Annotated in this window: 13 protein-coding genes and 1 tRNA gene; 4 read left to right on the forward strand and 10 right to left on the reverse strand. The window is 67.3% G+C overall.

The window, feature by feature from the left end:
- Positions 1-1,107, forward strand: a 1,107-nt coding sequence (locus FV242_RS12275; protein WP_147939129.1) for a histidine kinase, incomplete at its 5' end; no start/stop codon positions are given.
- A gap of 37 nt (positions 1,108-1,144) precedes the next feature.
- On the opposite strand, the gene rpoH is transcribed toward FV242_RS12275, so the two are convergent.
- Complete coding sequence (gene rpoH / locus FV242_RS12280; protein WP_147853264.1) at positions 1,145-2,038, reverse strand: RNA polymerase sigma factor RpoH; 894 nt, start codon at positions 2,036-2,038, stop codon at positions 1,145-1,147.
- Between the two features lie 259 nt (positions 2,039-2,297).
- The gene (locus FV242_RS12285) at positions 2,298-3,278 is read right to left on the reverse strand and encodes an RluA family pseudouridine synthase (RefSeq protein ID WP_246692685.1); all 981 of its coding nucleotides are present in this window, start codon (positions 3,276-3,278) and stop codon (positions 2,298-2,300) included.
- Positions 3,279-3,384: 106 nt separating this feature from the next.
- On the opposite strand from FV242_RS12285, the gene FV242_RS12290 reads away from it, so the two are divergent.
- The 3 genes from FV242_RS12290 (at position 3,385) to FV242_RS36075 (ending at position 4,559) form a co-directional block, all read left to right on the forward strand.
- Positions 3,385-3,460: transfer RNA gene (locus FV242_RS12290), tRNA-Glu, on the forward strand.
- Between the two features lie 307 nt (positions 3,461-3,767).
- On the forward strand, positions 3,768-4,133 hold the full coding sequence (locus tag FV242_RS12295) for a cytochrome c family protein (RefSeq protein ID WP_147939131.1): 366 nt from the start codon (positions 3,768-3,770) through the stop codon (positions 4,131-4,133).
- Positions 4,134-4,424: 291 nt separating this feature from the next.
- Positions 4,425-4,559, forward strand: coding sequence for a hypothetical protein (locus FV242_RS36075; protein ID WP_281407059.1), 135 nt, complete (start codon positions 4,425-4,427; stop codon positions 4,557-4,559).
- A gap of 617 nt (positions 4,560-5,176) precedes the next feature.
- Here the strand turns inward: FV242_RS36075 and FV242_RS12305 are convergent.
- The 8 genes from FV242_RS12305 to FV242_RS12340 form a co-directional block, all read right to left on the reverse strand.
- Complete coding sequence (locus tag FV242_RS12305) at positions 5,177-5,509, reverse strand: hypothetical protein (RefSeq protein WP_147939133.1); 333 nt, start codon at positions 5,507-5,509, stop codon at positions 5,177-5,179.
- Positions 5,510-5,827: 318 nt separating this feature from the next.
- Complete coding sequence (locus FV242_RS12310; protein WP_147939134.1) at positions 5,828-6,814, reverse strand: ABC transporter substrate-binding protein; 987 nt, start codon at positions 6,812-6,814, stop codon at positions 5,828-5,830.
- Positions 6,815-6,959: 145 nt separating this feature from the next.
- Entirely contained in the window at positions 6,960-8,225 is a 1,266-nt protein-coding gene (locus FV242_RS12315) for an adenylate/guanylate cyclase domain-containing protein (RefSeq protein WP_147908139.1), read from the reverse strand.
- Positions 8,222-8,620 (reverse strand): response regulator, encoded by a 399-nt coding sequence (locus FV242_RS12320; protein WP_147939135.1) that lies wholly within the window; start codon positions 8,618-8,620, stop codon positions 8,222-8,224. The genes FV242_RS12315 and FV242_RS12320 overlap by 4 nt, the downstream gene beginning before the upstream one ends.
- The gene (locus FV242_RS12325) at positions 8,617-10,656 is read right to left on the reverse strand and encodes an ATP-binding protein (protein WP_147939136.1); all 2,040 of its coding nucleotides are present in this window, start codon (positions 10,654-10,656) and stop codon (positions 8,617-8,619) included. Before FV242_RS12325 ends, FV242_RS12320 begins: the two co-directional genes overlap by 4 nt.
- Positions 10,653-11,630: an ABC transporter substrate-binding protein gene (locus FV242_RS12330; protein ID WP_147939137.1), complete on the reverse strand. Its 978-nt coding sequence runs from the start codon at positions 11,628-11,630 to the stop codon at positions 10,653-10,655. The genes FV242_RS12325 and FV242_RS12330 overlap by 4 nt, the downstream gene beginning before the upstream one ends.
- Before the next feature lie 119 nt (positions 11,631-11,749).
- Positions 11,750-14,062, reverse strand: a complete 2,313-nt coding sequence (locus tag FV242_RS12335; RefSeq protein ID WP_147939138.1) for a TonB-dependent receptor — start codon at positions 14,060-14,062, stop codon at positions 11,750-11,752.
- A 65-nt stretch (positions 14,063-14,127) separates the two neighbouring features.
- Complete coding sequence (locus FV242_RS12340) at positions 14,128-14,520, reverse strand: DUF2946 domain-containing protein (RefSeq protein ID WP_147939139.1); 393 nt, start codon at positions 14,518-14,520, stop codon at positions 14,128-14,130.
- Between the last annotated feature and the right edge of the window lie 21 nt (positions 14,521-14,541).

The following is a 14,541-nucleotide window of genomic DNA, read 5'->3' on the forward strand; positions in this document are numbered from 1 at the left end:
CCGCCAACCCCGTCCCCCGAGCCCATCCTGGTCCAGACGCCGGAGCCGGTTCTACCCGCCGCGCCGCCGCCCTTCGCCCCAGCGGCTGCGCAGGAGCCGGAACTACGCGACGCGCCGATCGCGATTTCCTCACGGCGGCCGGGGCCGTCGCCGGCCGCTGCGACTTTTGAGGAGCCGCAGCCCGAGGCCGATCCGGCTCCCGACACCGGGGATGATGCGGATCCCGCGGCGGCATCGGGCGACGGCGGCAACGGTCGCCAGCGTCCACGGATCGAGGTCGTCCCGCCGCGGTCGGGGCGCTCGCGCATCCTGCGCAACGCCTTCGTGGGAAGCGTCCTGGCGATCGTGATCGGATTGATCGCGGTGGCGGCGTTCCTGCTTCGCGACCGGCCCCCGAATCTGCCGTCCGGCTCGACCGAGACCGCAGATTCGCAGCAGACGGACAGTGAAACGAAGTTCGGCGACCGGGTCGGCGGCGAGTCCGCACCCGCACCGCGGACGCCCCCACGTGCGGAGAACGGCACGCCGCCTCGCGTCGCGCCGGCGCCGGCCCAGTCAAACCTTGCCGTCGCCCAGCGTGCGGAACTGATCGAGGAGGGGACGGGCACCGACAATGCGCAGCCGACGCGGACGACCGGCCGGGTAACTTGGCGGCTCGACACGGTGAATGGCGAGCAGGGTCAGCCGCTCCAGAACGCCGTGGTCGCGACTGTGACGATCCCGGATGCCGGGCTGACGCTGGTGATGACGATCCAGCGCAATCTCGACGCGACGCTGCCGGCCTCACATACGGTGAGCCTCGCCTTCACCCAGCAGAGTGGGACGGGGAGGACGGTGCAGGATGTCGGCCTGCTTCAGGCCAAGGACGACGAGAACGGGCGCGGTTCGCCGGTCTCCGGCCTGCCGGTGCGGGTCCGAGACAACCTGTTCCTCATAGGTCTGTCGTCGCTACAGAACGACGTCGATCGCAACACGGACCTGCTGCTCCACCGCAACTGGTTCGATCTGGCCGTCCGCTACACCTCGGGCAAGCGCGCGGTGCTGACCTTCGAGAAGGGCAGCGCCGGCGCCCAGGTGTTGCAGAGCGCTTTCGACGCCTGGCAGTAATCGTGGCCGGCGCGCTCCGGCGCGCCGGATTGCACGGTCAGTGAGCCTCGATGCCGGTGCGCGGCAATTCGCGGTTGGCGATGTTGCGCTTCACCGCCTCCTGCACCTTCTCGAACGCCCGAACCTCGATCTGGCGCACACGCTCACGTGAGACGCCGAACTCGCCGGATAGGTCTTCCAGCGTGATCGGATCGTCCGCGAGGCGCCGGGCCTCGAAGATCCGCCGCTCCCGCGGGTTCAGCACGCCGAGGGCGTCGCGCAGGGCCGATAGGCGGTTCTGCCCCTCCTGTTCACGGGCCAGCACCGTCTCCTGGCTCGGGGCGTTGTCGACCAGCCAGTCCTGCCACTCACCTTCGCCTTCCTCGCGCAGGGGAGCGTTGAGCGACGTGTCACCGGACAGGCGCCGGTTCATGTCGATCACGTCCTGCTCGGGCACGCCCAGGCGAGTCGCGATCTGCTTGACCTGATCCGGCCGCAGGTCGCCCTCGTCCAGCGCCGAGATCTTCCCCTTCGCCTTGCGGAGGTTGAAGAACAGCTTCTTCTGGTTGGCGGTGGTCCCCATCTTCACGAGCGACCAGGAGCGCAGGATGTATTCCTGGATCGCCGCCTTGATCCACCACATGGCGTAGGTCGCAAGCCGGAAACCCTTGTCGGGATCGAAGCGCTTGACCGCCTGCATGAGGCCGACATTGCCCTCGGACACGACCTCGCCAATCGGCAGGCCATAGCCGCGATAGCCCATGGCGATCTTGGCCACGAGACGCAGGTGCGAGGTTACCAGCCGATGTGCGGCCTCACGGTCGCCGGCATCCCGCCAACTCTTGGCCAGCGTAAATTCTTCCGTCGGCTCCAGCATAGGGAACTTGCGGATCTCGTCGAGGTAGCGCGAGAGGCCACCTTCATTGGCGAGCACGGGCAGCGTACCGGCCATGGCATTCTCCTGGACTCTTGTCCCCCTGACGGGCGGACGCGACGGGCAACAGTGCCGTCCACTCGGGCCGCTCTTGAGCCGACCCTCCCGACAACCCATGTCATACGGGTACGTCGGACGGGCCGGTCGCGGTTGGGCACCCCCATATTGCCATCAACGCGCGACCGGCCGATTGGTCGTACCATGTCACGATCTGACGCGGCTCGCCGTGACCTTTCGCACGCCGCGCGGCTACGGTTTCATCCCCGATTCTAAGCCGTCAAGCTTTCGCCAGGGCGTTCACCAGCGCGGCGATATCGGGCGGGATCGGGCTTTCGAACCTGAGGGTCTCGCCGGTGCGCGGATGCCTGAAGCCCAGCAGTTCCGCGTGCAGCGCCTGACGTCCCAGCGTGGCGAGCGCGTCGCGTGCATCCGGCGACAGCCGGGCCGCCTTGGTGCGGAACGCGCCGCCATAGACCGGATCGCCCAGAAGCGGGTGGCCGCGATGGGCGAGGTGGACGCGGATCTGGTGCGTTCGGCCCGTCTCGAGGCGGCAGCGCACGAGGGCGACCTCCGGGTAGGTCTCGGCGACCGCGTAATGCGTGACGGCGTGCCGCCCGGCCTCCTCGGAGACCACGGCGATCTTCTCGCGGTTGTGGCGCGACCGGGCCAGGCTCGCCTGGATCGTTCCCGCTCGCGGATGCGGCACGCCCCAGACCAAAGCCGCGTAGGCCCGCTCCAACGGCCCCGTCCGGCCATGGTCCGCGAACTGCGCCGTCAGTCCCTGATGGGCTGCATCGTTTTTCGCGACCACGATCAGGCCGCTCGTGTCCTTGTCGAGGCGATGGACGATGCCGGGCCGGCGCACGCCGCCGATCCCCGACAGGCTCGCGCCGCAATGGCCGAGCAACGCGTTGACCAGGGTTCCGCTCTCGTGACCCGGCGCCGGATGCACCACCAGCCCGGCCGGCTTGTCGATCACGACGAGGTCGTCGTCCTCGTAGGCGATCACCAGGTTCACGGCCTCGGCCGCGGGTTGGGCATCCGCGGCCGGTGGCACGTCCAGGCTGATCTGTGCTCCGACGGCGACCTTCGCAGACGGGTCGCGCACCTGCGTGCCATCCCGGCGCACGCAGCCCGTGCGCACGAGATCCTGGAGCCGCGCCCGCGACAGATCCGGAAACAGCGCCACCAGCGCCCGGTCGAGCCGGATCCCCCCCTTGGCCACGGTCCCGACCCGTTCTTCGTCGTTTGCGTTCACCACGACCTCAATCTGCGCTCCACCGCACCGAACCGTGCGGAATCTCGAGAGAAGGCCCTTGCTCCCCCGGCGGGGCGTGGCTATAGCACCTGCGCGCCGCCGGAAAGCTCCCATCGTCTAGCGGTCTAGGACGTCGCCCTCTCACGGCGAAAACAGGGGTTCGATTCCCCTTGGGAGCGCCACCGGTGCATTTCTCCACATCGTTGGGTTCGGTCGGGCGCGAGCGAGCGCTCGCGCTGAACCTATTGAGCGAGCCGCACCACCTCGCCAGCCGGTTGGGTGCCGGATAGCGGGTTGTCGACCGATGTTGCGGCCTCTGACAGCAGGTTTCCTGCACACCTCCGGAATGAGTTTTCTGCATCTCGGCTTTGAATAATTTTAATCGGCGTTCCAGCCGAGCGCCGGATTAAGCGGCTTGAGCGGACGTCAACACCTCACTGCGCCAGGCTTCGCATCGCCATCCGTCCCGCCTGGCCGAAGAGGAAATCCATGCGTTCTTTCGTTCTCGGCGCTGTTCTCGCCGCCCTGATCCCGCTTTCGACCCAGGCCCAGGAGACTGGTGACGCGGCTGCCGGCGAGAAGGCGTTCGCCCCCTGCAAGGCGTGCCACAACTTCCAGAAGAACGGGGTGGGTCCGGATCTCAAGGGCGTGGTCGGGCGCAAGGCCGGCACCTACGAGGGCTACAATTACTCTGCCGCGCTGAAGAATTCCGGCCTCACCTGGGACGAGGCCAACCTTCACGAGTGGCTGAAGAACCCGAAGGCAAAGGTTCCCGGCAACAAGATGATCTTCCAGGGCTTCACCGACGACAAAAAGATCAACGACGTGATCGCCTACCTGAAGGCCCAGTCCTGAGGAGGCTCTCGATCGAAGGATCGAGCGCCTCAGCACAGATGAGCTATTCCGTGTCATTGAGGTCGGAATAATCCCTGGTGATCACAAAAAATTTGTGGCAAATATTTCGTTCGGGTAGTCATCAGGATAGCTTTACTTCGGTGACTGGTAGTGCTATCGTTTGATCGGTCGCCGGCGTAACGCACCGAGCGTCATTCTCCTTGAGCCCCGCCGGCATCTGCCGCGCGGGGTTTTTCTTGCTCTCGAATCTTTGGCGCACCGCGTCGGCGACCGAGATCGCAGAAGTCCAACTTGTCGCGACAGCGGATGACCCTGGCGGTCCTGGCCGTCGCGCGTCACCTGATGCTAGCGAAGGCCCAGCGCTTGATGGACCAGAACGACTGTCCGAAACCCTTCGAGACCCACGGCACCGTCTATCTGATCTGAGGCGGCTTGGCCTTAGAGGCTCCGACCTGTCGGACCCGCTCCGGATGCAAATTTGGGTGGAACCGCCCGACGCATGGTTGCAGGTTTACTGCGCGTTCTGCTTGTTGCGCCGGCTTTTGAACCGTTGGGCGTGTGAGTGCGTTCCCGAAGACTTCGATCAATCAGGATAAACGATGCCCATTCGCGTTCTCACGGCTGCGGCCGTCGCCAGCCTCTTCCTTGCCGGGCAAGCGTCTGCACAGGCCCCTGCCACCGCGCCCGCGGCCCCTGGAACGCCGGGCGTCGTGGCGCCTCAGAGCAGCACCACCGGCGGCAACGCTGCCGTGACGGCATCGCCGACAGGTCAGCCGGCCGATACGCGGTCCAACAGCTCCTCGTCCGCCGGAAATGCCAACCAGCCCGAGCGCGCCGTGCCCCAGGGCGGCGGCGGTGGCGGAAGCAGCAAATAACGATCGAGCCTCTTCGGGCTGCGTCGTTCAGCATGTTGAATGGCGCGACGATCAAGACGGCCTCGGATCCCGCAGTGACGCAGGGGTCCGGGGCTAACAGTTCGCCCCAAGAAAAGGGGCTGCATTTTATATCGGCCGGCTTATGAGCCGCAGCGCGTTTGCTGCCAATCAGCAGCTGAGACGGCGGCCTTCGGCCATTCCGATCTTCCGGTAGTGATACAGACCGGACTTCACCTGCCCGCTGATGACCGCACGGCGGACGTCCGGATTGCAGCGCAGATACTCCATCTCGTCGAACGCATAATCGCCTCGTCCGCCGCGGGGTGCACGATCATAATCCCGCCCGTAATCACGGCGGTCCCGCGAATCGTAGTCCCGATCGCGACGGTCATAGTCGCCGCGGTCGTAGCCGTAATCTCGGCCGCCATAGGGTTGGCCCAAGGCCGGGGCCACAGCGCTGAGGAGCGCCAGACCCAAAACGGTCGCTGAAATCGCCTTCATGCGGACTTCCTTATCGGTACGAAGCAAGAACGAGTTTAGGGAAATGTGGTTCGACGCCGGAGACGCAGTCGCTGTCTCTACGTCAGTCGCCATGTTCGTGGTCGGCCTTGCAGGACAAAGCGGCGTACCGGAATAATCTCTCATGTGCGCGGGTTCCGTCCAGGACAAAGAGCTGGAGAAGAACCACGAGACCGGTTCGTGCCGTTCACGAATGCGCGGCGTTCTGCGTGGTTGGAGGCGCCTGCGGACATCGTGTCGATCATCGCGGTGTCGCGCGGTTAAGTGCGCGCCAGGTGCCGCCCGAAACCACCATCTGTGCTAATCGATCACCTCGTCGGCCGTCGCGAGGAGCGACGGCGTGATCGTCAGGTCGAGGGACGCGGCGGTTTTCAGGTTGATCAGGGTCATGAAGCGCTCGCTCGCCTGCACCGGCAGGTCGCCGACGGACGCCCCGCGCAGGATCCGGTCGATGTAGCCGGCGGCCTGCTGGACGTCCCGGGCCACGCTGGTCGTGTAGGCCGCGAGCCCGCCCATGCGGACCTGGGCCGCGTAGGCGTAGACCGCAGGCATGCGATGCCGGGCGGTCAAGTCGATGATCTGAAGGCTGTAGACTCCGGTGATCGCATCCGGCAGCACGATAAGACCGCCATGAGGTTCCTCGGCGAAGGTGGTGATCGCCCGCTCGATCTCGGCCGCGTCGTGGACGCCGCTGGCCTCGGCCTGGATGTGAAGTTCCGGGCCGATCCGGGCGAGTTCGGCACTGTAGCCGGCAAACCGCGTGCGGTAATCCGGATTGATGATGGCGCGCGCCCGCGTCACGCCGGGGCTGAGTTCCTTGAGGAGCTGCAACCACTTTCCGACGAATGTGTAGTCGAAATTCGTGAACCCGGTCAGGTTGCCGCCGGGCCGCGACAGGCTGGCGACCAGGCCGCCGCCGACCGGATCCTGCGCTTGGATGAACACCACCGGTGTGGTCGTGGTCGCCTGCTGAAGGGCCGTCGTCCCGACGACACCTTGCGCGAAGACCAGATCGGGCTTGGCCGCCATGATCTCGTCGGCCTGCCGGCGCATCTTCGCGCTGTCGCCGTCGCCGTACCGCAGGTCCACGGCGAGGTTCTGGCCCCAGGTCCAGCCGAGCTTCTGCAGGCTGTCCTTGAGCGTGCCGACAATGATCGACACATCCGGATGACCCTCGTCGTAGACCAGGAGGACACCGAGACGGCGCCGAGCCGGGGTCTGGCCGCATCCGGCCGCGGGCCAGGCGATGGCGCCTCCGAGGCCCGCCAGGACGTCGCGTCGCCTCATGCGCGTATTCCCGGAGAACTCCGGCTGAGGCAGTCGCGCGGTCGGCCGATCGAAGGACGCGCCATCCCGCCTGCTGCTCGATTGACAGAGAACCGTGTTTCGCGTGTCGGCCATCGCGGACTGCGGGTCGAGGGCATGATCGGGCTCAACGGACTTCGATGCGCGTTCCGGACGCGCCGTTGAGCAGGCGCTTGAGATGGAACGCCGACAGGGCATCGTCGGGCCGAAGCCCGATCAAGGCTGCGAAAGCCGGCATGGCGCCGGCCTCACCCGCCTCCAGCTTGGCGAAGGCATCGAGATAACGGTCCAGCATCGCCGCGTCGTACTCAGCCTCGGTCAACGGCTCGAACGCACGCAGCGCCCCCTGCTTGCCGCGCAGGACGAGATCGCCGACCGGGCGCCCGCGGAACTGCTCCGTCCGGATCACCACGCTCTGGCTGACGCAGATCCGCGTGCCGAAAGCCTTGTTGGCGTTCTCGAGACGTGCGGACGTGTTGATGGTGTCGCCGTAGGCCGTGTAGTCGAAATACCGGCCCCCCCCGAAATTGCCCACGATGGCCGGCCCGGCATGAACGCCGATCCGGGTCGCGCCGATCTCGATCCCCCTGTCCCGCCAGCGGGCCCGGAAAGCCTCGGAGGCGGTGTCGAGGGTGAGCGCGCAGGCGACCGCCCGCGCGGCATGGTCCGGTTGGTCGCCGGGGGCCCCGAAGAGGACGTGGATGGCATCTCCGACGATCTTGGCGACCGTGCCCTCGTGCGCGAACACGAGATCGGTCATCTCGGCGAAGTAACCGTTCAGGATTTCGGCGAGCTGGGTCGGGTCCAGGCTCTCGACCAAACTGGTGAACCCGGCGATGTCGGTGAACAGCGAGGCCACCTCGCGCCGCGCGCCGCCGAGTTCCAGGCCCGACGCGTCGCCGGCCAAGCGTTCGGCGAGATTGGGCGAAAAGTAGCGCGCCAGGGAGGCGTGCGCGCGCTCGGCCAGCATCTGTCTCCGGCGACCCTCGCGCAGTGTCCCGACGTGCCGGAGCGTCCGCGCGATGGTGGTCTCGAAATCGGTGAAATCGATCGGCTTCGTGAGGAAGTCGAACGCCCCGCGATTCATGGCGGTGCGGATGTTGGCCATGTCGCCGTAGGCCGAGACGATGATCGTCGAGGGCTTGTCGTCGGATTCCTGCAGCTTGGCGAGCAGCGTCAGCCCGTCCATCCCCGGCATGTTGATGTCGGATACGACCATGTCGACGTCGCAGTTCTCGGCCAGCAGGTTGAGGGCCTCGTTGCCATCATGCGCGAACAGGAATCCGACCTGGCCGTCGCGGATCTGACGGCGGAACTTCTGGGTGATCAGCGCCTCGAGATCCGGCTCGTCGTCGACGACCAGGATCTTTGCCGGGGGTGCCTCGGCGATCATGCCGTCCCCGCGATGGCGGCCAGGCGACGGTCGATCTCACCCCGCAGCAGGTCGAAGTCGATCGGCTTGGTGATCAGATCCACCGCGCCGCCCGCCAGGACCTTCTCGCGCGTCTCCGCGTCGCCGTAGGCTGTGATCATGATCACCGGGACGTTGGGGCGTGCGGCCCGAACGAGCGGGAGGAGCTCCAGCCCGGTCATGCCCGGCATGTTGATGTCGGAGAACATCAGGATCAGGCTGGCTCCGTCCGCGGCTTTCACGCAGGCCAGGGCCTCGGGAGCCGAATGCGCGAATTCCATAGCGAAACGCCCGGCGCGCAACTCGCGGCGAAACTGCTGCCGGAACAGGTCGGTGACATCGGGCTCATCGTCCACGACGAGGATGATGACGTTCATGGCTCGCTCTTTTCCGCGGCGACGATCGGCTGCGCGGCCTTTGCGCCGTCGCGCGGCAGCGTGATCGTGAATTCGGTGAACTGGCCGGCCTCGGTGGCCACGTCGATGGCCCCGCCATGCTGCTTCACCAGGATGTCGTGGCTCAGGGACAGGCCGAGGCCCGTACCTTCTCCGGCCGGCTTGGTCGTGAAGAACGGATCGAACATCTTGGCCTTGACGCTGTCCGGGATGCCGGTGCCGTTGTCGCGCACACGGATTTCGACGCTCTCGCCCAGATCGCGGGTCGTCACCGACAGGGAAGGCTCGTAACCCGGCCCGGTTTCCACGGTCTTGCGCTTCTCGGTGGCGTAGAATCCGTTCGACATCAGGTTCAAGAGGACGCGGGTCAATTCCTGCGGGTAAACATCCGCGGCGCCGGCCGCCGGATCGAGATTGCGGTTCAGGGTGATGTTGAAGTCCGGCTGGGCCGCGCGGGCGCCGTGATAGGCGAGGTTCAGGCTCTCTTCGACCAGGGCGTTGATGTCGACCATGCGGTGCTCGCCGGACCCGGAACGGGAGTGCAGCAGCATGTTCTTGATGATTGAATCGGCGCGCTTGCCGTGCTGCACGACCTTCCCGAGGTTGCCCTTGAGCAGATCGGCGATCTCGTCGACCTCCTCGCGGATCTTCGGATCGAGCGCGGCGGGCTTAAGCGCCTCCTGCAGTTCCTCGACAAGTTCGGAGGACAGGGACGCAAAATTGTTCACGAAGTTCAGGGGGTTCTTGATCTCGTGGGCGATCCCCGCGGTGAGCTGCCCCAAAGAGGCGAGCTTCTCGGACTGGACCAGCCGGTCCTGCGCCTTGTGAAGATCGTCGAGGGACTTGTTGAGGTCGTGGGTCCGCTCCTCGACCTTGGCTTCCAGGGTCTCGTAGGATTCCTGGACGCGGCTCGCCATCAGGTTGAATCGGTCGGCCAGGGTCTCGATCTCGTCGCCGGTGCGGATCACGATGCGCTCCGACAGGTCGCCGGACCCGAAGCGTTCCGCGCCGTCCTCGAGCTGGCGGATCGGCACGACCAGGCGGTGGGCGAGGAAGGTCCCGGCGACCGTCGCAAGCATCACGCCGAGACCCATCAGGGCTAGGGTCTGGACCACTGAGGCGTAGAGCGGCGCCATCGCCTCGCTCAGCGGCACCTGCACGAACACGATCCAGTCGACCCGCGGGATGGCGGCATGGGCCGCCAGCACCGAGCCACCGTCGAACGCGGTGGCGATCCCGTAATCCGTCGTGTCGGGATTGGCGCCGGTCCGGCGGGCCGCCAGGGCGGTCGCGACCTCCGGCAGGGTGGAGAGGTCCGTGTCCCGCAGGACGAGGCTCAGATCCGGGTGCGCGATCAGCCGCCCGCTGGCTGTCACCACGAAGGCGTAGCCGCCCGCGCCGTTGTGGATGCTGCTGACCACGTCCCAGATCAGCTTCAGGTTGACCTCGGCCACGGTGACGCCGGGGTTGCGCCCGGTATGGGCGACCGAGACGGTCATGTACGGCTCGGATCCCCGCCGGAAATAGACCGGGCCGAACCAGACCTTCTCGGCGAGCGCTTGGATGAAGCGCGGCGCCGTCGAGAAATCCTTGCCGCTGCCGACGACGTCAGGTTCCAGGCGCGAGATCCGCAGCTGCTCCCTGCCGCTCGGATCGAGATAGGCGACCTCCGTGATCGCGGGCGCCTGCCGCAGCAGTCGGATGAAGTCGTAGCGCTGCTGTTCCGGAGTGATGCGGCGCCACTCGGCCCGGGTGGTCCAGCCGATTTGGCTCTCGACCTCGGAGATGAAGGATTCGACCCGCTCGGCAGCCGCGTGCGCCTTCTCGCGCTGAACCTCGATCGCGGTTCGTTTGGCGTCGCCGTAATTCAGCAGCAGGTCGACCACGCCGTTGATGAGCAGCACCAGGGTCACGAGGCCCACAAAGGCGACCGCGAACTTCGCCGCCAGCGGCAGGCGGAAGCGTCGGGCCCGGATCTCCAGGCCCGCAGGCGTAGGGACAGGGTTCACCCGCATCATTCGACGATCTCGTCCGCTTGGGCGAGCAGCGCCGACGAGATCTCCAGTCCCAGGGTCCGTGCCGTCTTCAGGTTCACGATGAAGTCGAACTTCGTCGGCGCCTGCACCGGCAGGGTCGCTGGCTTCTCGCCGTGGAGGATGCGATCCACGTAAGCCGCCGCACGGCGCACGGCATCCGCCGGGTCGGGACCGTACGACATCAGGCCGCCGCGATGCGCGAAGCGCCGGATCGCGAATACCGCCGGGACGCGATGCTGAGCCGTCAGAGCGACGATGCGGTCACCGTTGGCCTCGCTGAACGTCCCCGGGGCCACGATCAGCCCGGCCTCGCCCCGGCGCCCCAGATCCGCGACGAGCGGCTCGATCGCGTCGGCATGGCTGACCATGACGACATCCGTCTCGATGCCGAGGGAGGCCGCCGCCGTCCCGAGCGCCTCGGAATAGAAGTTGCCGCGCCGGATTTCCGTGTTGGCATTGGACAAGAGCGCGACGTGTCTGATCGTCGGCAGCGCTTCCTTGAGAGCCGCCAGCCATTTCCCGGCCAGGGACGCCTCGTACAGGGTGAAGCCGGTGACGTTGCCGCCCGGTCTCTGAAGGCTGGCGACGTATCCGGACCCGACCGGGTCGGAGGCGCCGACGAAGATGATCGGAATCGTTCGGGTCAGGGACGACACGGCGGAGAGCTGCGCGTTCAGGAACGCGAAGATCACGCGCGGCTCCGACCGCACGATCTCGGCCGCCAACGCGCGGGTATGCTCCACATCCGCCCCACCCCAGCGGTCCTCGACGCGCAAGTCCGCGCGGCCGTGACCGCGCAGGGCCGCCCGGAACAGGGCTGAGAGGGTGCGGCCCTCGGTGCCGCCGTCCGCGAACGGCCAGAGCGCCGTCACCCGGGCCTGCTCCTCGGCCCGCGCAGCCAGCGGCCATCCCGCAGTGGCCCACGACAACCCGGCAAGGACGCTGCGCCGCCTCATCCGATCACCGCGCCGGTGCTTCCGCCATCGCGACCCAAACCCTGATTCCCCCCGACGCCCGATCGAGAACTTACGGCACGCTTGCCCACGCCACCAAGGCTGAGCCCTGGACGCGGTTATCAGAATGCCAGGCGCATCCCCCCGACGATGTTGCGTGGCGCACCTGCGAACACGGACCCCGTGGTGGTCGCCAGTACGGCGGCGCCGTTCTGGAGGCCGGTCGTGCCGCTAAGTGAGTTGGCGATCGTCTGGGCCGATGCGGCGTAGGTCGTGTCGAACAGGTTGCGCACCTCCAGGTAGAGGTTCAGCCGCTTCGCGTAGCCGCCGGTCAGCTCCGTCGCATAGTGCACGTTGGCGTTGACGATCGCGAAGCCGGGTGCCTTCAGCTGGTTGGCGTTGTCGATGTAGAAATCGCCCTGCACCACCGTCTCGACGAACGCCCCGAGCCCGGCCAGCGGCCCCGCCGGCACGTCGTAGCCGACCCGGGCCAGGAGCTGGTGGGCCGGCACGCCGGGGATCTGGTTGCCCGCCCGGTCGAACCGGCGCGTGAAGCTGCCGGCACTCAGCTGCTCGGTGTACCGCGTGTAGATCTGGTCATCGAACGTGTAGGCCAGGACCCCACGCCAGCCCGGCGCGAAGGCCCAGTCGGCCCCGACCTCGAGGCCCCGATGCTCTGAGGCCGGCGCGTTGAACGTGTAGGACAACAGGCCAGCGCCCGGCGATTGCGAGACCAGCTCGTTGCGGAAGAACTCGTAGAAGCCGGTCACGCTGAAACGCAACGTCTCGGTCGGGCTCCAATCCGCCCCAAGGTCGAAGCCGAGATTCTCCTGGGTCTGAAGCTGGGTGTTGTTGCCCGGCAGGCCGGCCGATGTGACGAACAGGTTGCTGGCGGCCGGCGTGGTGTAGCCGGTGGCGACCCGGCCCCGGAGCGCCCAGGCCTCGTCCGGCCGGTAGACCAGCGCGATCTCGGGGGCGACGTTCAGGAAGTTGCGGTCGGCATCCGCCACCGTCCGGGTCGCCCCCCCGGCCGTGTAGCTGTAGGCGAGGTTGCGGCCGGTGATGGCTGTGCCCTCGGCGCTGATCCCGAGCACGCCGGTCCACCGGTCCGACAGGGCGAGCTCCAGCCGCGCCCGCCCGCCGAGATTCGACTGCACCGCGTCCTGGACGCCGATCAGCGCCCCGAGCCTCGGGCCACCATAGGGCGCCCGGTTGTAGGTCGTGCTGTGGTTGTCGATCGTGTTGTAGGCGAGCGCGACGTAGCCCACCGCCGGCAGGCCGAACAGGTCGCCGCGCCGCGTCAGGTCGGTCAGGAAGTTCCAGGCCGGGAACGAGCCGCGGCCCGAGGTCGTGTAGAACGGCTGGTTGAAGTTGCGTTCGTCGAAGCCGAGCTGCGTGCGCCAGGTGGTGAACGCGTCGATGTCGTGCTCCCAGCGTGCCGCCACGACCGTGCGCCGGTCCTTGCGGCCGAACGCGCCCTCGTCGGCGGTGACCGGCACGGTCGCACCGAATGCTCCGTTGCGGAACAGGCTGAAGGTCGTGCAGCCCGGGGCAGCGATCGCGGCCGCCGCGCAGCCGCGTTGGTACGGATTGATCCGGTACTGCGCCAGGGAGGAGCGGGCCGCGAGATTCGTGTCGAGGTTGTTGTTGATGACCTTCAGGGTGAAGCGGTTGTCCGGCGTCGGCGTGTAGCTGGCGAGCAGGTTGATGGTCTGCGTGTTGAAGCTCGAATGATCCTGATACCCGTTGGCGCGGACGTCGCTGGCGAACAGACTGATCTCGAACGGCCCGCTGGCCTTGCCGACGGTGAAGTAGGTGTTCAGGTAGCCGAAGCTGCCCGCGTCGGTGCCGATCTCGTAGCCGTCGATCTCGCGGCCGGTGCGGGTGCGGAACGCGATGGCGCCGCCCGTGGCGTAGTTGCCGAACAGTGGCGATTGCGGTCCGCGGAACACGTCGATGCGGCTGTAGGCCCGCGGGTCGGTCAAGTCGAAGCGGGACGCGCCATCGGGCTGAGTGAGGATGAAGCCGTCCTCCAGCACCACCGTATTCTTGATCACCCCGGTGGACCGGGCATTGTTTCCCCGGATCGAGATGATCACGTCGCGCCCGCCATTGCCCTGGCGGACGGTGACGCCCGGGCTGTTGGCGAGCACCGAACCGATGCTGGTCGCGGGGCGATCGGCGATGGTGTTTTCGCGGCCGATCCCGGTGACCACCTGGCCGACCGGGTGCTCGATGACCGACGGGGCCGAGCCGGGAGGGGCGGCGATGCCGAAGGGTGACGCGATGGCGGTCCGCCCGGAGCCGGGATTGGCCGCACCCTCTACGGAGAGTTCGTCGAGCGTGACGGATTGCTGCGCCGAGGCGGGGAGGGCTCCGCCGCCGAACAGCAGGGCCAACGCGCCGAACCGCGCGGCATTCTGGTGGATCAACATCCTGAATTCTCGTCTGATCGATCTGGGGACCGGACGGCACAGTCGCCGCACGGGAGCGCACGTGATCAGGCGATGAGGGGCGGCGCCCGGGGTTGGCCGGTGATGCGCTGTGGCGCGTCCGGCCGCGATGGGGGCGGGATCGACCACGCCACCGCGATCCAGCGCAGCGGCCGGGCGACGGTGGGGCTGCCCGTTAGGGGCGGGGGGACGATCCCGGCGCGACACAGCCGACAGACCTCACAGGCCGGGGGCGCGACCGGTTGCTCCACGGTGGCGCTGATCGCGTCGTCTCCCGCCGGGTGACCGCACAGGATCGCCCCGGGCAGCATCGCGGGTGCGGTCAACGCCATCCGCAGAGCGGCCATCGGGGCGAGCGCCTGCACCCAGAGGGCGAGCAGGATCAGCCCGGCTCCGAGGAATCGGGTACGCGTCCCAGGATGCGCGAAATCGGTCGTCACGGGCGTCGAGCCCGTCAGTCT

Origin of the sequence: Methylobacterium sp. WL64, from assembly GCF_008039945.1 — a bacterium.
Classification (GTDB): Bacteria; Pseudomonadota; Alphaproteobacteria; order Rhizobiales; family Beijerinckiaceae; genus Methylobacterium.